Origin of the sequence: Streptomyces sp. FH025 (assembly GCF_017427025.1) — a bacterium.
Taxonomy (GTDB): Bacteria; Actinomycetota; Actinomycetes; order Streptomycetales; family Streptomycetaceae; genus Kitasatospora.
The window spans coordinates 1-21,863 of the sequence record NZ_JAFLNG010000051.1 but is presented as its reverse complement, the minus strand read 5'-3'; the positions used below and the strand labels follow the sequence as shown (position 1 = coordinate 21,863).

General features: G+C 73.2%; 12 protein-coding genes. 7 read left to right on the top strand and 5 right to left on the bottom strand.

The window, feature by feature from the left end; all coding sequences use genetic code 11:
* Nucleotides 1-93: 93 nt before the first annotated feature.
* Complete coding sequence (locus tag J0670_RS06300; protein ID WP_207810379.1) at nt 94-1,563, bottom strand: MFS transporter; 1,470 nt, start codon at nt 1,561-1,563, stop codon at nt 94-96.
* A 189-nt stretch (nt 1,564-1,752) separates the two neighbouring features.
* Here J0670_RS06300 and J0670_RS06295 point away from each other — a divergent pair, with 189 nt between their 5' ends.
* Nucleotides 1,753-2,472, top strand: a complete 720-nt coding sequence (locus J0670_RS06295; protein WP_207810378.1) for a TetR/AcrR family transcriptional regulator — start codon at nt 1,753-1,755, stop codon at nt 2,470-2,472.
* Nucleotides 2,473-2,554: 82 nt separating this feature from the next.
* Here the strand turns inward: J0670_RS06295 and J0670_RS06290 are convergent, their stop codons facing one another.
* Nucleotides 2,555-4,069 carry a GMC family oxidoreductase gene (locus tag J0670_RS06290; protein WP_207810377.1) on the bottom strand — a complete coding sequence of 505 codons (1,515 nt, stop codon included), beginning with the start codon at nt 4,067-4,069 and terminating at the stop codon, nt 2,555-2,557.
* Between the two features lie 224 nt (nt 4,070-4,293).
* On the opposite strand from J0670_RS06290, the gene J0670_RS06285 reads away from it, so the two are divergent.
* The 6 genes from J0670_RS06285 to J0670_RS06260 all read left to right on the top strand — a co-directional run bounded on the left by J0670_RS06285 (nt 4,294) and on the right by J0670_RS06260 (nt 10,720).
* Complete coding sequence (locus J0670_RS06285; protein WP_307806401.1) at nt 4,294-5,070, top strand: TetR/AcrR family transcriptional regulator; 777 nt, start codon at nt 4,294-4,296, stop codon at nt 5,068-5,070.
* A 283-nt stretch (nt 5,071-5,353) separates the two neighbouring features.
* A complete protein-coding gene (locus J0670_RS06280) occupies nt 5,354-5,707 on the top strand; it encodes a nuclear transport factor 2 family protein (protein ID WP_207810376.1) in 354 nt (117 codons plus the stop codon).
* 229 nt (nt 5,708-5,936) lie between these two features.
* Entirely contained in the window at nt 5,937-7,625 is a 1,689-nt protein-coding gene (locus J0670_RS06275) for an acyl-CoA dehydrogenase family protein (RefSeq protein WP_207810375.1), read from the top strand.
* Between the two features lie 27 nt (nt 7,626-7,652).
* Nucleotides 7,653-8,930, top strand: coding sequence for a cytochrome P450 (locus tag J0670_RS06270; protein ID WP_207810374.1), 1,278 nt, complete (start codon nt 7,653-7,655; stop codon nt 8,928-8,930).
* Between the two features lie 78 nt (nt 8,931-9,008).
* Entirely contained in the window at nt 9,009-10,247 is a 1,239-nt protein-coding gene (locus J0670_RS06265) for a cytochrome P450 (protein WP_207810373.1), read from the top strand.
* A 122-nt stretch (nt 10,248-10,369) separates the two neighbouring features.
* Nucleotides 10,370-10,720: a nuclear transport factor 2 family protein gene (locus tag J0670_RS06260; RefSeq protein ID WP_207810372.1), complete on the top strand. Its 351-nt coding sequence runs from the start codon at nt 10,370-10,372 to the stop codon at nt 10,718-10,720.
* On the opposite strand, the gene J0670_RS06255 is transcribed toward J0670_RS06260, so the two are convergent.
* The 3 genes from J0670_RS06255 to J0670_RS06245 all read right to left on the bottom strand — a co-directional run.
* The gene (locus tag J0670_RS06255) at nt 10,614-12,278 is read right to left on the bottom strand and encodes an FAD-dependent monooxygenase (RefSeq protein ID WP_307806400.1); all 1,665 of its coding nucleotides are present in this window, start codon (nt 12,276-12,278) and stop codon (nt 10,614-10,616) included. The two genes, J0670_RS06260 and J0670_RS06255, sit on opposite strands and share 107 nt — an antisense overlap.
* Complete coding sequence (locus tag J0670_RS06250) at nt 12,275-17,815, bottom strand: type I polyketide synthase (protein WP_207810371.1); 5,541 nt, start codon at nt 17,813-17,815, stop codon at nt 12,275-12,277. Before J0670_RS06250 ends, J0670_RS06255 begins: the two co-directional genes overlap by 4 nt.
* Before the next feature lie 46 nt (nt 17,816-17,861).
* Nucleotides 17,862-21,863 (bottom strand): SDR family NAD(P)-dependent oxidoreductase (locus J0670_RS06245; RefSeq protein WP_243436597.1); only part of this gene is annotated, 4,002 nt, incomplete at its 5' end.

Genomic DNA, 21,863 nt, shown 5'->3' with positions numbered 1-21,863 from the left:
CGGAGTCGGTGCACACGTAGGTGGGCCCGGGGCGCGCGACGGGGGTACGCGCGGCCCGGGCCCGGTCAGGGTGGGGGAGTGACCCCCGGTCGGTCAGTGCGAGATGACGGGGACCTCGGTGTCGGCCTCGTCGCCCGCCGCGGCACCGGCGGCGGCGCCCGGCTTCGGCAGGGTGAAGGCGAGCAGACCGCCGAGGACGGAGGCCGCGCCGCCGATCCACATCGCCGTCCGCAGACCGTCGGCGACCGCCGAGACGGCCGGGGCCGCACCGGAGCTCAGGTCCAGGCCGCTGGTGGCGATGGCGACCAGGATGGCCAGACCGCCGGCGCCGCCGACCTGCTGGGAGGCGGTGGCCAGGGCGGAGGCGACACCGGCCTCGCTCGGAGCCACGCCGGAGGCGGCGCAGACGAACATCGCCGGGAAGGTGACACCGCCACCGATGCCCCAGACGACCAGGCCGGGCAGCAGCGCCCAGAAGGAGGCGTGGTTGGCCATCGAGAGGGCGAGCACCACCATGCCCACGCCGTTGACGAGCATGCCGACGAAGAGGGTGTTGCGCGGGCCCCACTTGCCGAGCAGGATGCCGGCCAGCTTGAGCGAGGCGAACATCGAGATCACGGTCAGCGGAACGAAGGCCAGACCGGCCTGGAGCGCGCTGTAACCCAGAACGCCCTGCATGTAGTTGGTGAACAGGTAGTACGAGCCACCGAGCGCGCTCTGGAAGACCAGGATGACCAGGATGGCGGTCACCAGGCTGCGGTTGCGGAACATCCGCAGCGGTACGACCGGGTCCTTGGTGCGGTTCTCCACGAGGACGAAGACGGCCAGGACCACCACACCGGCGACGATCGAGCCGGCCGCGCGCAGCGAGCCCCAGCCGGTCTCCGGCCCGCTGACCAGGCCGAGCACCAGCAGCGAGGAGCCGATGGTGGCCAGCGCGGCGCCGGGGACGTCGAATCCGCTGCTCTGCGAGGGGAAGCGCTGGTCAGCGCCGAGCACGCTGGGGGCGGCGACGACGGCCAGCAGGGCCATCGGAACGAGGACCCACAGGACCCACTGCCAGCCGAAGGAGTTGGTGAGCACACCACCGAGCAGCGCGCCGACCGCGAGGCCACCGCTACCGGCGGAGCCCCACACCATCAGCGCCTTGTTGCGCGAGGGGCCCTCCTCGAAGCGGATGTTGATGAGGGTGAGGGTCGCGGGGGAGAGCAGTGCGCCACCGAAGCCCTGGACGGCGCGGGCCGTGATCAGCACGCTCGGGTCGGTGGCGAAGCCGCCGACCAGGCAGGCGAGGCCGAAGATGGTCAGACCGGCGAGGAAGATGCGCTTGGCACCGAGCCGGTCGACCATGCGGCCGCCGAGGAGCAGGAAGCCGCCGAAGGCCACCGCGTACGCGCTGACCACCCACTGCAGCGACTGGGCGGTGAAGCCCAGCGCGTTGCCGATGTCGGGCAGTGCGACGTAGACGATGTTGTAGTCGGTGGCAACGATGAACTGGGCGAATGCCAGTAACGCGAGCAAGAGCCCGGAGTTGCGCCGGGCCTGGGGGGCGGTGTCAACCACGAGTTGGCTTCTCTCTGGGGACGGGTGTGGGATCGGTGGTCGCGCCCTCGACTCACAAGCTGGCTTAAACGCTCTTAAACGCTGTTCAAACAAGCGAGTTGGCGCGCACTCTTGAACGGCTTGATACTACTGCACACCGTTCAGACTTAGCACGAGGTAGTTTGGCTCAACGCTGTTAGGCTGTCAAACATGGGAGATGTGACGCAGAGCCGGAGGGTGCGACTCAGGGCAGAGGCCACGTCGGAGATCAAGGCCATTGCGCTCAAGCATCTGGCAGCCTCGGGACCGGCCTCGATCTCACTCCGGGCCATCGCCCGGGAGATGGGGATGTCGGCCGGGGCCATCTACAGCTACTTCGCGAGCCGCGATGATCTGATCACGGTGCTGATCGCGGATGTTCACACCGCGTTGGCCAACTTGTTGGAGGCCGCGCACCGCACCGCGCGGTCCGACGACCCGGCCAGCCGGATGCTCGCTCACGCGACGGCGTACCGGGAGTGGGCCATCACCCACCCCGAGGAGTTCCGGCTGGTGTACGGGGACCCGATCCCGGGTTACCTGTCACCGACGGACGGCGCCGGCCACGAGGCCGCGCACCGCCTGTGCGGCGTGCTGCTCGGTGTGGTCGGGTCGGCCTGGCCGCACATGGACACGCGGAGAGTCGGCGTGCGGGAGGGGTGGTCGGACTTCCAGCCGGGCCTGGTCGCGCTCGCCCGCGACTCCTTTCCCGAACTCCCCCCGGCTGCCGTCGGGTTGTGCCTCCGGTTCTGGGGTCGGATGCACGGGTTGCTGGCGCTGGAAGTGTACGGACACCTGAGCCACCAGGTGGCCGACCCCGCGAAGTTATATCAGAGCGACATGCTGGAGCAGATCGCCATGCTGGGGCTGTCCGTGCCTCAGGAAGGCTGATCCCCGACGTCGGTCGGCCCGCTGTGGGCACCGGACGGAGTGGAACGTCCGGTGCCCGCAGCGGGCCGGTGAAGACGGTCGATCAGGCGGCGCTGCCCTTGAGGCGGTCGGCCATCCGCTCGGCGATCATCAGCGTGGTCAGCAGGGTGTTGCCCTTGACCAGCTCGGGCATGACCGACTGGTCGATGACGCGAAGCCCCTCGGTGCCGAGCACTCGGCACTGGGTGTCCACGACGGTGGTGGCGTCCTCGGGGCGGCCCATCCGCACCGTGGTGGTCAGGTGGTGGCTGCTCATGACCGTCTTGGGCAGCTCCTCGACCGGCGGGATCTCCGCCTTGCCGTCCAGGATCCGCCGGAACGCCGGACGCGCCACCAGCTCGTGGATGCGGTCCAGCGCGTCCTTGGCCCGGAGCACGTCGATCTCGTCGGTGAGCATGCCGTAGTCGACCAGCGGGCCGGTCGTCGGGTCGAGCGACTCGAAGACCAGCTTGCCCCGGCTGACCGCGTGCTGCTGCCAGATGCACAGGCCGGCCAGGCCGACCCAGTTGTTGTTCGGGATCACCATCATGTCGTTCGGGCCGGTGTCGCCGATGCCCGAGGTGTAGCGCCAGGCGGCGTTGACGGTCCGGTTGAACGGGCTGTGCGCGAACTCCGCCGCCACCGGCAGGTTCACCAGCATGAACGGGTGCTCGGTGAGGTCCTGGCCGACCGGGAGGTCGGCCACCACCTCGACGCCGAGCCGGGTGAGTTCGGCGGCCGGGCCGATGCCGGAGCGCACCAGCATCGCCGGGGAGAGCGCGCCGCCGGCGGAGAGGATGACCTCACCGCCCGGGTTGACGGAGACGATCTCGCCATCGGCGAGCCGGACGCCGGTGGCCCGCTTGGTTCCCGGTGCGAACACGATCCGGTCGGCCAGCGTATTTCCGCGAATCGTCAGATTCGCGCGGCCGCGGGCCGGCTCCAGATATCCGTCGTTGGCCGAGGAACGTCGTCCGTCCGCGTGCACGTGCATGGGGAACGTCGAGAGTCCGGTGGAATCCGGGGCGTTCACGTCCTCGTACCAGGGGTTTCCGAGATCCAGAACGGAATCACGGAATGCGATGTCCACCCCGCCCCAGTCCTTCTGGGGCTCGCGGTAGATCGAAAGCGGGCCGCCCTTTCCGTGGTAGGGGGCGTCCCCGAAGTCGAGGTCGTTCTCCAGTTTCCGGTAGTAGGGGAGCACGTCGTCCCAGGACCAGTCCTCGGCGCCCAGCTCCACCCAGCGGTCGAAGTCGGCGGGCACGCCGCGGATCGCGAACAGGCCGTTGACCTGCGAGGTTCCGCCGGTGCCGCGACCACCCTGGTAGGCGACGATCTCCTGGCTCGGGTTGCGCCGGGTCCTCAGGCCCTGCCACCAGAAGTCGGGGTTGTGGTCCATGTCGAGGTCGATCGAGCGGCCCTGGAACGCCGCCGGAACATCGGCGGGACGGTTGTTTCCGCCGGCCTCGATAAGGACCACGCTGACTTCGGGATTCTCGGTCAGACGTGCGGCGAGGGCCGATCCGGCGGCCCCTCCTCCGACAATGACGTAATCAAATCCGCGGGCTGTTTCGGGCATGGCTGTGCCTTTCCTGATAGGATTCTTTTGGGGATTCGCGGAGGCGATGGAAGAAAAGCTGGCAATATTTGCCCATGTGTGGAAACAAAGTTATGATCGGCGGCTTTCGAGGGTCAACCCCTATTGCGCGACCGCTAGGGGAACCCCTATCCGTCGACGGGTGGATTCACGCCGGTCCGCACCCGCGCGGCGCTCAATCTCCGCACCCTTGTTAGAATTCGCGGGTGGCAGACCCGAAGTTGAGCAGACGAGAGCGCCTGCGCGCCGAGACCGCGCAGGAGATCAAGACGATCGCGCTCAAGCACATGGCGGAGAACGGCACGGCGGCGGTCTCGCTGCGGGCCATCGCGCGTGACATGGGGATGACCGCGGGCGCGATCTACAGCTACTACGACACCCGCGACAAGCTGATCACGGCGCTGATCGCGGACGTCTACCACGGGCTGGCGGACATCCTGGAGCAGGCGCTGGCCGCCGCGTCGGACGACCCGGCGAGGCGGGTGTTCGAGTACGCCCAGGCGTACCGGCGATGGGCCGTGGCCAATCCTCAGGAGTTCCGGCTGATCTACGGCGACCCGGTGCCCGACTACCAGGCCCCGGAGGGCGGGGCGGTGGCCGACGCGGAGCACCGCGCCTGCGTCATGCTGACCGGCCTGGTCTCACGTGCCTGGCCCTGGGCCGCCCACCTGCACGCCGACGACCGGCATGCGTGGGGCGACTACAACCCGGCCTTCGCCGGCCTCGTGCGGGACGCCTACCCCGAACTGCCGCCCGCCGCGGTCGCGTTGTCGCTGCGCGTGTGGGGCCGGCTGCACGGTCTGGTGGCGCTGGAGGTGCACGGGCACCTCGGCCCGCAGATCCGCGACTCGGAGAAGCTCTACCGCTCCGAGATCGTCGACCTGATCCACAACCTCGGCCTGGCCCTGCCGCCCGAGCTGGCCGACGCCGAGTCGGCCGTCCCGGCGCTCCGGGTCGGCGCCTCCTCCGGCCGCAGGTCGTGACCCCGCCGGCCTGATCCGAGAAGGTCCGCGGGGCGCGTCCCGGACCACAGCAAAGAAGCCCGCACGGCCATCGGCCGTGCGGGCTTTTCCGCATGCCCGTACGGGGGGTGACGGTTCGACACCCAGCTTGACTCTCAACAGCGTTACGCTACTGTGTGTCGTAACGGAACTGAACGCCGTGTAATAGATATCTGGCTGGTGGGGCCAGCGCACTGTTCAGTCGGCAGTTGCCAGTTGAGCCCCGTGATGGACCACCGGCATTTCCAGGGGAGGACCCGTACCCATGAGTGACATCACCGCCGAGCAGATCGTCGACACGTACTTCCAGGCGTGGGGCGACTTTGACGCGGACAGCCGCAAGGCGCTTCTGGAAGGCCTGTTCACCGAGAACGCCGAGATCATCGACCCCGACTGGCTGGCCCACAACCGCCAGGAGATCATCGAGGCCGTCGCCGCCGCCCGGGTCAAGCTCGGTGACCTCCCGCTCCGCCTCACCAAGGTGATCGGCGCCCACCACGACGAGGTCCTGTACTCGTGGTACCTGGGCCCCGACGCCGCCGCCCCGATCGCCACCGGCATCGGCCTGCTGAGCCTGGAGCACGGCAAGATCCGCAAGGCTTACAACTTCTTCGGCTGAGCCTGATCCCGGGCAGCCAGCCCGGCGGTCACCCGATCGCGCGCTGACCGGACGTGCCCCCGCGTCCGGTCGGCGCGTTTTCGCACGTCCGGGGGCTCTCGCGGGCCCTGATCCGGCCCGGCGGATAGGGGTCTGCGGGCTGCGAACTCTGGGGTTGGCGATAGGGGCGGGCCCGTCATTTGCTGTCACTGACACCACGCCAGTCCACCCTCTGGGGAGAGCAGGATCGATGAGCCCATCTGCCGTCGCCGACGTGGCCGCGGAGACCTTCCTGACCAGTCTTGAGACCGGTCGGCTGGAATGGTCCCGGCTACGGTCCTTCCCCGAGCAGGACCGCGCCGACCGGGAGCGGGGGGATGAGGTGCTGCGGGAGGTGGAGGTCTTCTTCGCCGAGCACGTCGACCCCACCGAGGTGGACGAGACCCGATCCCTGCCGGCCGGTCTGGCGGAGGGGCTCCAGGAGCGCGGCTTCCTGCGGCTCGGGATCGCCCCGGAGCTCGGCGGCCTCGGCCTCTCTCCGTACAACGTCTTCCGGGTGGTCGCCCAGGCCTGCGCGCACTCGCTGCCCGCAGGGCAGATCCTGGCGATCCAGAACGGGGTCGGCGCCGCCGCCCTGCTGCCGGGCCTGCCGGAGGGCTCCGTACGGGAGTTCCTCGGCCGCCGCCTGGCCGAGGGCATCGTCTCCGGCTTCGGCGACACCGACAGCACCGGCCAGAACAACGTCCGCAAGTCGCTGACCGCCACCCCGGTCGAGGGCGGCTACCGGCTGGACGGCGAGAAGCTGTTCACCGGCAACGGCCCGATCGCCGACCTGGTCGGCGTCTCGGCCATGATGCCGGGCGAGAACGGGCCGATGGTCGGCGCGTTCTTCCTCGACACCGACACCCCCGGCTTCTCGGTCACCTCGCGGATCGAGTTCATGGGCAGCCGGGGCCTGCCCAACGGCGCCCTGCGCTTCGACGGGGTCTTCGTCCCCGAGGAGCAGGTGCTGGTGGACCGCAGGACCGGCCAACTGCCCGCGTCCGTCGGTATGATGGCGTTGCAGGGCCGGATCTTCTTCACCGGCGCCCCGGCCATGGCGGTGGCCCGCCGTTGCCTGGAGTGGTCCCGCGAGTTCGTCCGGCGGCGCAGCGTCGACGGCAGGGGGCTCGGCGAGTACGAGGAGATCCAGCACCTGCTGACCGCCTCCCTCGCCGAGGTCTACGCGATGGAGAGCGTGGCCCGCTGGAGCCTGGTCGGCGCCGGCCCGTCGGACCGGCTGTTCGAGCGGTTCGCCGCCAAGAACCTGCTGGTGCGCGGAAGTTGGCGGATCGTTGACCGGACGATGTCGCTCTTCGGCGGCGAGGGCTTCGAGACCGTGCCGAGCAAGCTGCGGCGCGGCGCGGTGCCCACCCCGCTGGAGCGAGCCTTCCGGGACGCCCGAGGGCTGCGGATCGCCGGAAACATCGATTTCCAGCTGGACAACCACCTCGGACGGATGGTGCTCTCCGCCGTCCAGCGGGCCGGCGCGGCGCGGCCCACCGCCCGGGCCGAGGAGCCCCGGGACCCTCGACTGAGCCCGGCCAACCTCGCCCACCTCGCCGAACTCGACGAGCGGGTCCGTGAGTTCCACCGGTTCGCGGCCGATCTGGTGGACACCGTGCCCGATCAGGCCGAACTGTTCGCCCGGGAGCGCACCGTGGTGCTGCTCGGCCGGATCGCCGCCGAGCTGTTCACCGCCTCGGCCGTACTGGCCAGGGCGGCCGCCGTCGAACCCGGGGGGACCGAGCAGGAACTGGCCGACCTGCACTGCGTCGAGGCCCACCACCGGCTGGCCGGACTCTTCGGCCGGCTGACCGCCGCCGGCGGCCCGGACCACGCCAAGATCAGCCGGAACTGGCTCGCCGCCGAGGGCGCCGACCCGCTCACCCGCCACTGACCGCGGCTCCCACACCGAGAGGCTCAGATGACCGCCGATCACGACGAACTCCCCGCCGTTCTGGGCGGGTTCGACCTCGCCGACCAGTCGCGCTACGCCGACGGCGTTCCGTACGAACTGTTCGCCCGCCTCCGCCGGGAGGCGCCCGTCCTGTTCCACCCCGGCCGCAGCACCGCCGACGGCGACGGCTTCTGGGTCCTCACCCGGCACGCCGACATCGTCGCCGCCGGCGCCGATCCGGCGTTCTCGGCCCAGGGCGGCGGCAGCCGGGCCGGCGGCGGCTCGCACCTGGAGGACCTGCCCATGGGCGTCCACGCGGGTGTGCTCTTCGCCATGATGGACGACCCCCGGCACGACCTGATCCGCCGTCTGCTGCGGCCCGCCGTCACCGGCAAGGTGGCCGCCGGGCTGGCCGACCCGATGCGTGGCATCGCCGCCGAGCTGCTCGCCGGGGCGCGGGCGGCGGGCGGGACGGTGGACTTCATGAAGGACCTCGCCGAGCCCTACGCGCTGCGGGCGATCAGCCTGCTGCTCGGCGCCCCGCGCGCCGACTGGGACCGGCTCGCCGATTGGGGCAGGGCCAACCTCGGTTTCGTCAACCGGCTCACCGCCACGGTGGACGACGGCTCGCGCGCGGTGTTCGCGCAGATGCAGCAGTACTTCACCGAGCTGCTGGACCACAAGCGCACCGCGCCCGCCGGCGACCTGGGCTCGGTGCTCGCCCTCGGTGAGATCGACCAGGCGAGCGGCGAGCGGCCGCTGACCGACCTGGAGCGCGACGGCAACGCGGTGCTGATCCTGATCACCGGCTTCGAGCAGCCCCGGAACACCATCGCCAGCGGGGTGCTGGCCCTGGCCGAGCACCCCGAGCAGTGGAAGGCGCTGCGCGAGGACCGCTCGCTGCTGGACGGTGCGATCGAGGAGATCCTGCGCTGGGCCCCGCCCAACCCCTACAACAGGCGCACCGCCACCCGCGACGTCGAGCTGCACGGCCGGCTGATCAAGGCGGGGGACAAGGTCACGTTCTGGTGGCCCGCCGCCAACCGGGACGAGACGGTCTTCGAGGACCCTGAGACCTTCGACATCCGCCGTACCGTCAACCCGCACCTGTCCTTCGGCACCGGCACCCACTTCTGCCTCGGCGACCAGGTGGCCCGCCTGGAGATCCGGCTCTTCCTGGAGGCCCTGCTGGACCAGGTCGAGGAGATCAGGCTCACCGGCCCGGTGGTGTACGCGCCGAACAACAAGCACACCGTGATCCTCGACATGCCGGTGGAGCTGGTGCCGCTCGGCTCGGGCTCCTGACCGGAACGGACCGCCCACCGCAACCATCATCGAGCCCGTGCCAGCCGCACGGGCCAACCTTCAGACGGGATGGTCATCATGACCGACACCATGCCTGCTGCCGAAGCCCCGCAGGTACTGCCCTACGATCCGTTCGACCCCGCCTTCCACTCCAACCCCTACAGCACCTACGAGCGGCTGCGCGAGCAGGGCGCGGTGATCCCCACCGGCGCCGGTGTGGCCGTGCTCGGCTACCACGAGGTCAACTCGGTGCTGCGGAACCCCAAGCTGGGCCGCGGCGACGGCGCCGGGGTGCAGGACACCCTGATACCCACGCCCGAGGGCCTGGAGCGCGCGGTCATGTTCATGGACCCGCCGGACCACACCCGCATCCGCAAGCTGGTCAACAAGGCCTTCACCCCGCGTGCGGTCGAGCAGCTGCGCCCGGCGGCGGCCCTGCTGGCCGACGAGCTGATGGCCGAGGCCGCCCGGATCAGCGCTGCCGAGGGCCAGGTCGACCTCACCTCGACGGTCTTCCGCCCGCTGGGTGCCGGGGTGCTCAACATCCTGGTCGGCGTGCCCAAGAAGTACCTGGCCCAGTGCATCGAGTACGCCAACGACGCCGGCCGCGGGCTGGACCCGGCGTACACGCTCTCCCCGGACGCGCTTGCCAACCGCCTTGCGGCGCGCGACGGTTACGTGGAGATCGCGCAGGAGCTGCTCGCCGAGCGCCGCAAGCAGCCGCTGGAGGACCTGATGAGCGAGCTGGTGTTGGCGGAGGAGGAGGGCGAGCGGTTGACCGAGACCGAGCTGCTCACCACCGTCGCCAACATCTTCCTGGCCGGGTTCAGCGCGCCGCAGGCGTTGATGGGCCTGTCCGCGCTGGCCCTGCTGCGCCACCCGGACCAGGCGGCCTGGTACCGCGAGCACCCCGAGCACGGTGCCGCCTCGATCGAGGAGCTGATGCGCTACGACTCGGCGGTGCAGCTGATCAACCGGACCGCGCTGGAGGACACCGAGGTCGGCGGCGTGAAGGTGAAGACCGGCGACGAGGTCTTCATGCTGCTCGGCGCGGCCAACCGGGACCCGAAGGTCTACCCGGACGCCGACAAGCTGGACCTCGCCCGCAGCACCACCGTCCGCCAGCTCGGCTTCGGTCACGGCATCCACTTCTGCGTGGCCGCGCCGATCGCCAAGCTGGTCGCCGAGATCGCCCTGAACGCGCTGGTCCAGTACGAGGTCGAGCTGGTGACCGAGCAGCCGCCGACCAACGGCGCGCTGGCGATCCGCTCGTTGGCCTCGCTCCCGGTCCGGATCGGCGCCCGCGTCGCCGCCTGACCCCCTGAACCCCCGGCCGGCCGCCGGGCGCCCCACGGCGCCCGGCGGTCTTGCCGGGTTTCCGTGCACGAACCCGTGCGCGAACCCGTACGACCCCGTACGCCCCCGTGAGGAGAAGCAGCATGAGCAGTGACGTCACCACCGTGGTGAAGCAGTACATCGAGGTCTGGAACATCCAGGACGAGGCCGCGCGCCGGGCCGCGGTCGAGGAGCTGTTCACCGAGGACGTCGAGTACGTCGACCCGAACATCGCCGCCCGCGGGCGGGACGAGGTGGACGGCTACATCGTGGTGACCCAGAAGCAGCTCGCCGGCATGGTCTTCTGGCTGACCGGTGAGATCAGCACCCACCACAACCTGGCGCGCTTCACCTGGCAGTGCGGCCCGGCCGGCGGCGCTGCGGTCGCCACCGGTTACGACTTCGCCGAGGTGCGGGACGGCAAGGTTCGCCGCCTGTACGGCTTCTTCTCCTGAGACCGGATGACCGCCAGGACGTCGTCCTGGCGGTACGGCAGGGTGCGAGCCGGGCCAGCAGGCGCGGCACCCGGGCCAGCTCGGCCGGGGTGGTGCCGCCGGCGGCGACGTAGCCGTCCGGGCGCAGCAGCAGGAAGCCGGTGCGGCGCCCGATCAGGTGGTCGTGGGCCAGCATGCCCGGGTGGCGCTCGGCCAGCGCCTGCCCGGCCTGCTCCGGGCCGCCGTCGGCCGTGCCGAGGGTCACCAGCCGGAAGGGGGCGCCGCCCGCGGCCGGGGCCTGCGGCAGCCAGGCCGGGGCCCGGTGGCCGGCGGGCGGCAGGGTGCGGCCCGCCGGGAGGGTGCGCCGCCCGGGGGCGGCGGCCGCGCCGCCCAGCACGTCCGGGTAGGCGACCCGCCAGCCTGCCAGCAGCGGGACGAACCAGCGGCGCAGCAGGCCGGTCGCCTCCAGCGCGCTCCAGGCGGTGTTGCGCACCCGGGCCGCCGCCGGACCGAGCGTGAACACCTTGAGGAAGCGGTGGGTGTTGCGGACGATCTCCCGGGCGGCCTGCAGCCGTTCGGGCTGGTAGCTGTCCAGGACGGCCGGGGAGAGGGTGCCGTTGATCACCCCGCCCAGCTTCCAGCTCAGGTTGTGCACGTCCTGGAGGCCCAGGTTGAGCCCCTGCCCGCCGAGCGGGGAGTGGGTGTGGGCGGCGTCCCCGACCAGGAAGGCGCGGCCCACGCGCAGCCGCTCGGCCACCCGCTCCTGGCTGCCGAAGCTGTTGATCATGTCGAGGCCGGCCACGCTCAGCCCGCGCGGCCCGCGCTCGTCCAGCAGCCGCTGGACCCCTTCCGGGGTGAACGGGTAGCCCTCGGGGACCCCGGCCGAGACCCTGATCCGGCCCCCCGGCATCGAGGCGAAGACCACCCCGCCGTTCTTCCCGAGGAAGTAGTGCACCGCCCCGGGCTCGAACGGCCCGTCGATCCTCCCCTCCGCCAGCAGGAAGTTCACCGGGACCTGCTCGCCGACGAAGTCGATCCCCAGCTGGTCGCGGATCGAGCTGCGCACGCCGTCGGCGACCACCAGCCAGTCGGCCTCGATCAGCACCGTGCCGTCCGGGCCCTCGGCCTTGACGGTGACCAGGCGCTCGTCCTGGCTCACCTCGGTGACCCGGGTGGAGCGCTCCACCCGGGCGCCGGCCCGCTCCAGGGCCGCCTCCAGCAGCTCGCAGGTGACCTGCTGCGGGAGCATCAACGGCTCGTTGCGGGAGCCGAGTTCGACCCGCAGGGTGCGGCCGCCGGACAGGTGGTAGCTGTTGTGGTGGACCCGCAGTCCGCGCCGCTCGGCCTCGTCCAGGATGCCGAGCCGCTCGAAGATCTGCAGGGTGGGCGCGTGCAGCTGGACGGCTCGCGAGCCGTGCTGAGGCTCCTCGGCGGCCTCCAGGATCCTGGCCGGCACGCCCTGCCGCCACAGGGCCAGCGCCATGGCGAGCCCCACCGGTCCGGCACCCACGATCAGTACCGGTGTGCGTTCCGCCATCGCCGTGCCTCCGTGCTCGTCGGTGTTTCCGTTGTCGCTCACGCCTGCTCCCCGGGGTTCAGCGCGAGCAGCCAGTCCTGGACGGCGCGGGCGGCCGCCGGTGCCTGCTCCTCGATCATCGAGAAGTGGTCGCCCGGCACCTCGGCCTCCTGCGCCTGCGGCCAGGAGGAGCGCCAGTCGCTCTCCGGTGCCACCCCGTCGACCGGCTCGGCCGGGCGCACCAGCAGCACCGGGGCGCGCAGCGGCTCGGGCTGCCAGCCGGCCATCAGACCGAGGTAGCCGCCCATCGCCGTCAGCCGTACGTCGTCCACCGGGGCGAAGTCGCCCAGCCGGGCGGCCATCCCGTTCATCAGCGAGGAGCCGGAGACGGACAGCGCCTGGTCGGCGGGCAGGTAGGAGTCGAGCAGCACGACCGCCTGCGGGGTGTGGCCGCCGGCCTCCAGCAGGGTGGCGGTGGCGTGTGCCAGGACACCGCCCGAGGAGTACCCGAGGAGGACGAACGGTCCGTCCCCGACGCTACGGCGCACCGACTCGGCGACCGCCTCGGCGGCGGCCGCCAGCGTGGCGGGCAGCCGCTGGCCCTCCCGGAAGCCCGGCAGGGAGACCGCCGTCACCCCCCGCTCCCCGGCGAACTGCGCCGCCAGCCGGGCGAACTGGTGCGGGCCCGAGGTGGCGAGCACGGTCGGCAGGCAGACCAGTGCGGGCTGCCCGGTGCCCTCGGCCAGCCGGACCGGCTCGGCCAGGTCGCCGTCCTCGGGCGCCTCGAACGAGGGCCGGTAGCGGGCGGCGGCGGTCAGCAGGCCGGTGAAGGAGCCCACCGACCCGGACTCCCGGGCCTCCAGGAAGAGCGCGCCGAAGGTCGAGCCGGCCGGCTCGGGGGCGGTGGTGCCGAGGAGTTCGTCGCGCAGGAAGCGGGTCAGCGCCTCCGGGGTGCGCCGGTCCAGGATCACCCGGGCCGGCAGGGCGAGCCGGGTGGCGGTGCTCAGCCGGTTGCGCAGCGCGACGCTGGTCAGCGAGTCCAGGCCGAGCTCCAGGAAGTCGCGCTGGACGGCGACGGCGGCGGGGTCGGCCAGGCCCAGGACGGCGGCGATCTCACCGCGGACCAGGTCGAGCACCACCTCGAACTGCTCCGCCGGGCTGAGCCCGGCGAGCCGGCCGAGCCGTCCGGCCGCCCGGTTGCCGGCCTGTGCCGCGGCCAGGGCCTGCCGGGCCGCCTTCACCTCGGGCACCTCGCCGACCAGCGGGCTCGGCCGCTGCTCGGAGTCGAAGACCCGGACGTAGCGGTCCCAGTCGATGTCGGCCAGCACCACGGTCGGGGAGCCCTCGTCCAGCGCCTGCCGGAAGGCGACGAGTGCCAACTCCGGGTCCAGTAGCGGTAGTCCGCGGCGGGAGAGCCGAGCGGAGCGCTCCTCCTCGGCGGCCGCGGCGGCGGGCTCGTCGGGCCGCTCCTCCCACACGCCCCAGGCCTGGGCGAGGGCCGGCAGGCCGAGGCCGCGCCGGTGGGTGGCCAGGGCGTCCAGGTAGGCGTTGGCCGCGGCGAAGCCGGCCAGGCCGAGCCCGCCGCCGAGCGTGGCGGTGACCGAGGAGAGCAGGACGAAGGCGTCCAGCTCCGCTCCCCGGGTGAGCTCGTGCAGGTGCTTGGCGGTCAGCGCCTTGGCCTGCATGATCCGGTCCAGCTGGGCCGGGTCGAGCGTTGCCAGCGGGGTGTCCTCGATGACGCCCGAGGTGTGCACGATCGCGGTGAGCGGGGCGTCGGCCGGGACGGTGTCCAGCAGGGCGGCCAGCGAGCGGCGGTCGGCGGCGTCGCACACCGCGATCGTCACCCTCGCTCCCAGCGAAGCGAGTTCGGCCTCGGTCTTGGCGGCCCGCTCCAGGTCGGTGCCGGGGCCCGCGGTCAGCAGCAGGTGCTCGGCTCCGTTCTCGACGAGCAGCCGGGCGATCCGGGCCCCGGCGCCGGTGGCGCCGTCGGTGATCAGCACCGTGCCGCGCGGACGCCAGGGCGTCTCGGTGGCGCGCGGGCTGCGCGGTGCGCGGACCAGCCGCCGGGCCAGCACCCCGGAGGAACGGATGGCCACCTGGGTCTCGCCCCCGGCGGCGACCACGGCGATCAGCCGGGCCAGCGCCCGAGCGTCCGGCGCGTCCGGCAGGTCGACCAGGCCGCCCCACAGCTGCGGGACCTCCAGCCCTGCCACCTGGCCGAGGCCCCAGACCGGCGCCTGGCCCGGGTGGTCGAGCCGCTCGGAGGCGGCCACCGAGACCCCGCCACGGCTGATCGACCACAGCCGGGCGTCGAGCCGGGCGTCGGCGAGCGCCTGGAGCAGCAGCAGGGTGCCGGCCAGGCCGGAGGAGACCCCAGGCCGGTGCTCCAGCGGCCGTTCGTCCAGCGGCAGCAGCGAGAGCACCCCGGCCACTCCGGCCTCCTCGGCGCCGTCGGCGGCCTGGCGCAGCAGTTCGGCCAGCTGCCCGCGCTCGACGTCGGTGTCTATCGGCACGGAGACCACCCGGGCGCCGTGGGCCTCCGCCGCCTCGGCGAGGGCGTCGGCGAGGGCGGTCGCGCCGCCGTCGGCCGGGCGGGCCAGCAGCCAGGTGCCGTCCAGCACCCCGGGCGCCGGCTCGTCGACGGGCCGCCAGACCACCCGGTAGCGCCAGGAGTCCAGCGCGGCGCGCTGCCGGCTGCCCTGCCGCCAGGCGGAGAGCGCGGGCAGCAGCTGGGCCAGCGGCGCGGTGTCGGTCAGCCGCAGCGACTCCGCCAGGGTCTCCAGGTCCTGGTTCTCCACGGCCTCCCAGAACGCCGTGTCCATGCTCCCCCGCGCGTCGGCGCCGGAGGGTTCGGTGACCGGCTCGACCCAGTAGCGGCGGCGCTGGAACGGGTAGGTGGGCAGCTCGACCCGGCGGGCGCCGGAACCGGCGAAGACCGCCGACCAGTCCACCGGGACCCCGCGCACGTAGGCCTCGCCCAGCGAGATGTGGAATCGCTTCAGCCCGCCGCTGCCGCGGCGCAGCGTACCGACCGCGACCACGTCGGCGCCGATCTGCTCGACGGTCTCCTCCACGCCCAGGGTCAGCACCGGGTGGGCGCTGGACTCCACGAAGACGCCGAAGCCGTCGGCGACCAGGGAACGGACCACGGGCTCGAAGCTGACGGGGCGGCGGCAGTTCTGGAACCAGTACTCGGCGTCCAGCTCGGAGCCGTCCAGCACCTCGCCGGTCACCGTCGAGTACAGCGGGATCCGCCCGGCCCGGGGCCGGACGAAGGAGAGCAGCTCGGCCAGGCGCTCGCGCAGCGGGTCGACCTGGGCGCAGTGCGAGGCGACGGTCGCCGGGATGATCCGGGCCCGGGTGCCCTCGGCGCTGATCGCGGCGACCAGCTCCTCGAGCGCCTGCGGCTCACCGGCCACCGTCACCAGGTTCGGGCTGTTGATGCCCGCGATCGACAGCCGCTCCCCGTACGGGGCGAGCCGCGGCTCGATCTCCTGGCGGGAGAGCTGGACGGAGGCCACCGCGCCGCGCCCGACCAGCTCGTCGGCGAACAGCTGGGAGCGCAGCACGATGATCCGCGCCGCGTCCTCAAGGGTCAGCGCGCCCGAGACGCAGGCGGCGGCGATCTCGCCCTGCGAGTGCCCCACCACCGCGTCCGGTTCGACGCCGTGCGAGCGCCACAGCTCGGCCAGGGCCACGTTCACGGAGAACAGCACCGGCTGGACCACCTGGATCAGGTCGAGCGAGGGGGCGCCCTCCTCCTCGCGCAGCACGGCCTCCACCGACCAGTCGACGTGCTGCTCGACGGCGGCGGCGCACTCCCGCAGCCGGTCCGCGAACGCCGGTGCGCTGTCGAGGAGTTCGACTGCCATCCCGATCCACTGCGAGCCCTGGCCGGGGAAGACGAAGACGGTGCGGTCGCGCTCCCGGGCGACCCCCTGCACCAGGTGCGGGGAGGACTCGCCGCGGGCCAGCGCCTCCAGACCGGAGGCGAGCGCCTCCGGGGACTCGCCGACCACCACCGCGCGGTGGTCCAGCGCCGAGCGGGTGGTGACCAGGGAGTGGCCGACGTCGGCCGGTTCGAGTTCCGCCAGGGCGCCCGAGCGGCCGCGCAGCCGGGCCGCCTGGGCACGCAGTGCCGCCTCGCCCCGGGCCGAGACCACGTACGGCACCACGGCGGGGGCGGTCGGCCGGTCCGCCTCCTCGACGTCCTCCGCCGGGGCCTGCTCCAGCAGGACGTGGGCGTTGGTGCCGCTCATCCCGAAGGCGGAGACGCCGACGCGGCGCGGGCGGCCGGTCTCGGGCCACGGCTGCTGCTCGGTCAGCAGCTCGACGCCGCCCACCGTCCAGTCGACGAAGGGGGAGGGCTGCTCGGCGTGCAGGGTGCGCGGCAGCACGCCGTGCTGCATGGCCTGCACCATCTTGATCACCCCGGCGACGCCGGCGGCGGCCAGGGTGTGGCCGATGTTGGACTTCAGCGAGCCGAGCCGCAGCGGCCGGTCCTCGGGCCGGTTGCGGCCGTAGGTGGCCAGCAGGGCCTGGGCCTCGATCGGGTCGCCGAGCCGGGTGCCGGTGCCGTGCGCCTCGACCGCGTCGATGTCGTCGGTGGTCAGCCCGGCCGAGGCCAGGGCGGCCTGGATCACCCGCTGCTGCGACGGCCCGCTCGGGGCGGTCAGGCCGTTGGAGGCGCCGTCCTGGTTGACCGCCGAACCCCGCACCACCGCAAGGACCTTGTGGCCGTTGCGGCGGGCGTCGGAGAGCCTCTCCACCAGCAGCACGCCGACGCCCTCGGAGAAGCCGGTGCCGTCCGCGTCCGCGCCGAACGCCTTGCAGCGTCCGTCCGGCGCGAAGCCGCGCTGCCGGCTGAAGTCGACGAACCCGGCCGGGGTGGCCATCACGGTCACCCCGCCGACCACCGCCAGTGAGCACTCGTCGCGGCGCAGCGCCTGTGTCGCCAGGTCCAGCGCCACCAGCGAGGAGGAGCAGGCGGTGTCGACCGTCACCGCCGGGCCCTCCAGGCCGAAGCTGTACGCGACCCGGCCGGAGACCACGCTCGGCGAGCCGCCGGTCAGCCGGTACGCCTCGATCTCCTCCGGCGCGTTGGCCAGCAGCACCTGGTAGTCGGAGGTGACGCAGCCCGCGTAGACGCCGGTCCGGCTGCCGCGCAGGCCGGCCGGGTCGATGCCGGCCCGCTCGAACACCTCCCAGGTGGCCTCCAGGAAGATCCGCTGCTGCGGGTCCATGGCCAGGGCCTCGCGCGGCGAGATGCCGAAGAAGTCCGCGTCGAACTCGGCCGCGTCGTACAGGAATCCGCCGTGCCGCAGGTACGAGCGGCCGGGCCGGTCGGGCTCCGGGTCGTACAGCCCCTCGACGTCCCAGCCGCGGTCGGTGGGGAAGTCGGAGATGGCGTCGGTGCCGTCGGACACCAGCTGCCAGAGGTCCTCGGGGGAGCGGACCCCGCCGGGGAACCGGCAGGCCATGCCGATGATCGCGATCGGCTCGCGCCGGTCGTCCTCGACCTGCTGGAGCCGGCGGCGGGACTCGGACAGCTCGACGGTCACCCGCTTGAGGTAGTCCCGCAGTTTCTTTTCGTCAGACATCGCGTTCCTCGCTGTGTCAGGGGTGTGAGAAGCCGTGCCCGCCGTTTCAGAGCGTCCCGAGTTCGTTGTCGATGAAGTCGAAGAGGTCGTCGTCGCTGGCCTCGTCGAGCACCTCCGCCACCGAGGTGCCGTCGGCGGTGACGGCCCGGCCGGTGTCCAGCCCGTCGAGCAGCGCCTGCAGCCGGGCGGCGACCCGCTGGCGCAGCTCGGTGTCGGCGTCGGCGCCGGGCAGGACCCGCTGGAGCCGGTCCAGCTCCTCCTCGACCGAGAGCAGCGGCTGGGCCGGGGCGAGGCCGGCGCTCAGGAAGGCCGTGAGGTCGGCCGGGGTCGGGTGGTCGTAGACCAGGGTGGCCGACAGCGTCAGCCCGGTGAGCTCGCTGAGCCGGGTGCGCAGCGACACGGCGGCCAGCGAGTCGAAGCCGAGCTCCTTCAACGCCCGGCGCGGGCCGATGGCGTCGGTGTCCGGGTGCTGGAGGACGGCGGCGATCTCGGTGCGGACCAGTGCCAGCAGCCGCCGCTCGCGCTCGGCCTCCGGCAGCCCGGCCAGATCCTGGGCCGGCCCCTGGGCCTGCGCCGACCGCGCGGCGGCCTGGACCGGGGCGGGGGCCGCCTCGGGCAGCTCGGCCAGCAGCGGGCTCGGCCGGACGGAGGCGGCGAGCGCGCCGAAGCGGGCCCAGTCGACCTCGGCCAGTACCAGGTCGGTGTCGTCGCGGCCGACGGCCTCCGCCAGGGCGGCGAAGGCCGCCTCGGGCGCCATCCCGGTCAGCCCGGCCCGGCGCAGACGGGCGGAGCGCTCCTCCTCGTCGGGCTGCTCCCAGGGGCCCCAGGAGACGGACAGCGCACGGTGCCCCTGCTCGCGGCGGAGGGCGGCCAGTGCGGCCAGCCGCGCGTCGGCGGCGGCGTCCGCGCCCTGGCCCGCGCTGCCCCACACCCCGGCGACCGAGGAGAAGAGCAGGAAGGCGTCCAGCGCGTCGTGGTCGACCAGCTCGTCCAGGTGGACGGCGCCGGCCACCGCGTCGGCGGCCTCCGCCGCCAGGCGCTGCGGGTCGGCGTCGGCGAGCGCGCCGACCGGGAGCCCGCCGGCGGTGTGGACCACCGCCGTCAGCGGGTGCTCCGCCGGGGCCGCGGCCAGCGCGGCGGCCGCCACCGAGCGGTCGGCGAGGTCGCCGGGGACGATGGTCACCCCGGTGCCCGAGCGCTCCAGGTCGGCCAGCAGCTGCGCCACTCCGGGGTCGGCTCCGGCGCCGGGGCCGGTCAGCACCAGGTGGTCGGCGCCGGCCGCGGCCAGCTGCCGGGCCAGTTCGGCACCCAGGCCGGTGATGCCGCCGGTCACCAGCACGGTGCCGCGCGGACGCCAGGCCTTGTCCGCCGAGCGGGGGCCGGCCGTCGCACGGACCAGGCGTCGGACCAGCACGCCCGAGGAGCGCAGCGCGACCTGGTCCTCCTCCTCGGCGGAGACCACCGCGACCAGCCGGGCCGCCGTACGGGCGTCCACCTCGGCCGGCAGGTCGACCAGTCCGCCCCACAGTTGCGGGTGCTCCAGGGCGGCGGTCCGGCCGAGCGCCCACAGGGCCGCCTGGGCCGCCTCCGGCGCCCCGTCCCCGGTACCGGTGGCGACCGCGCCCCGGGTGGCCACCCAGAGCTTGGCCGCCGGGGCGGCCTCGGTGAGCGCCCTCACCAGCCGCAGCGTCGGGGCGGTGTCGTGGTCGGCGTCGAGGGCCGGCAGCGCGAGCACTCCGCGCACCGGCTCACCGCCCGCGGCCTCGGTGATCGCCGAGACCGGCTCCGCCGGGTCGGCCACCAGCGCGACGGTCGCGCCCTGGGCCGCCAGTGCGGCGCTCACCTCGGCGACCAGCTGCTGGTCGGCCCGGCCGGACGGCGTGATGACCACCCACGTGCCCTCGACGGGCCGCGTGGCGGGCTCGCCGACCGGCCGCCAGGCGATCCGGTAGCGCCAGGACTCCACCGCCGACTCCAGCTGACGGCGCCGCCGCCAGGAGGACAGCACCGGCAGGGCCTCGCCCAGCGCGCCCGCGGCGTCGCTGCCGAGGGTGACGGCGAGCGCCTCCAGGTCCTCGTGCTCCACGGCCTCCCAGAACCGGGACTCGACCACGTCGTCGCGCAGCGCGCCACCGGTCGGGTGACCGGGCCGCTCCTCGGGCGCCTCCAGCCAGTACCGCTGGCGCTGGAAGGGGTAGGTCGGCAGCGCGGTGCGGCGCCCGTCGGCGCGGCCGAGCACCGCCGTCCAGTCGACCTCGACGCCGTGGGCGTACGCCTCGGCGACGGCCGCGGTGAAGGTCGGCGCCTCGGGGCGGTTGCGCCGCAGCGCGGCGGCGCGCAGCGGGGCCTGGCCCGGCAGGTCGGCCAGGCACTCCTCGGCCAGTGCGGTCAGCACCGCGTCCGGCCCGAGCTCGATGAAGGCGGTCACGCCCTCCTCGGCGAGCGCCCGGATGCCGTCGTTGAAGCGGACGGCCCCACGGACGTGGCGCACCCAGTACTCGGGCGAGCCCAGCTCCTCGGCGGTGGCGAGCCGGCCGGTCAGGTTGGAGACCACCGGCAGCATCGGCGGCTGGAACGCCAGTCCGGCGACCACCTGCCGGAACTCCTCCAGCATCGCGTCCATGCGCGGGGAGTGGAAGGCGTGGCTGACGGTCAGTCGGCGGGTCTTGCGGCCCCGCTCGGCGAGCTGCGCGGCGATCTCCAGCACCGCCGCCTCGTCGCCGGAGACCACCACGGAGGCGGGGCCGTTGACGGCGGCGATGGCGACCTCGTGCTCGCGTCCCGCCAGCAGCTCGGCCACCTCCTCCTCGGGGGCGAGCACGGAGACCATGGCGCCGCCGGCCGGCAGCGCCTGCATCAGCCGACCGCGCGCGGCGACCAGGGCGGCGGCGTCGCGCAGCGAGAGCACTCCGGCGACGTGTGCCGCGACCAGCTCGCCGACCGAGTGGCCGATCAGGTGGTCGGGGCACAGCCCCCAGGACTCGGTCAGCCGGAACAGCGCCACCTCGATCGCGAACAGGGCGGTCTGGGTGTAGGCGGTCTCGTTGAGCAGTTCGGCCTCGGGGGTGCCCTCGGCGGCGAACACCACCTCGCGCAGCGGACGCTCCAGGTGTGTGTCCAGCGCGTCGAACACCTCGTCCAGCGCCTGGGCGAAGACCGGGTACGTCTCGTACAACTCCCGGCCCATGCCAGGACGTTGGCTTCCCTGACCGGTGAACAGGAAGGCGGTACGGGCGCCGCGACGGGCCTCGCCGCGCACCACGGCCGGCGAGGCGGAGCCGGTGGCCAGCGCCGACAGGGCGGCGGTCAGCTCGGCGCGGTCGCGGCCCAGGACGACGGCGCGGTGGTCGAGTTGGGCGCGGGTGGTGGCCAGGGAGTGGGCGACGTCGGTGAGTTGGGCGTCGGGCTGGTCGGTGAGGAAGGCGCGCAGCTGCTCGCCCTGGGCGGCGAGGGCCTGCGGGCTCTTGGCGGAGAGCGTGAGTGCCAGCGGCGCGTTGGTCGGTTCGACGGTTGCGGTCTCGGCCTCGGTCTCGGTGGGCGGGGCCTGTTCGATGATGACGTGGGCGTTGGTGCCGCTGATGCCGAAGGAGGAGATGCCGGCCCGGCGGGGTCGGCCGGTCTCCGGCCAGTTCCGCTGTTCGGTCAGGAGACGGACGTTGCCGCTGTCCCACTCGACGTACGGGCTGGGCTCGTCGACGTGCAGGGTCTGCGGGAGCACACCGTGCTGCATGGCGAGGATCATCTTGATCACGCCCGCGACGCCCGCGGCCGCCTGGGTGTGGCCGATGTTCGACTTGATGGAGCCGAGCCAGAGCGGCTGGTCCTCGGGCCGGTTCTGGCCGTAGGTGGAGAGCAGGGCCTGGGCCTCGATCGGGTCGCCGAGGGTGGTGCCGGTGCCGTGGGCCTCGACCGCGTCGACCTCGGCGGGCGCCAGTCCGGCGACGGCCAGGGCCTGCTGGATCACCCGCTGCTGGGAGGGGCCGTTGGGGGCGGTCAGGCCGTTGGAGGCGCCGTCCTGGTTGACCGCGGTGCCGCGGACCGTCGCCAG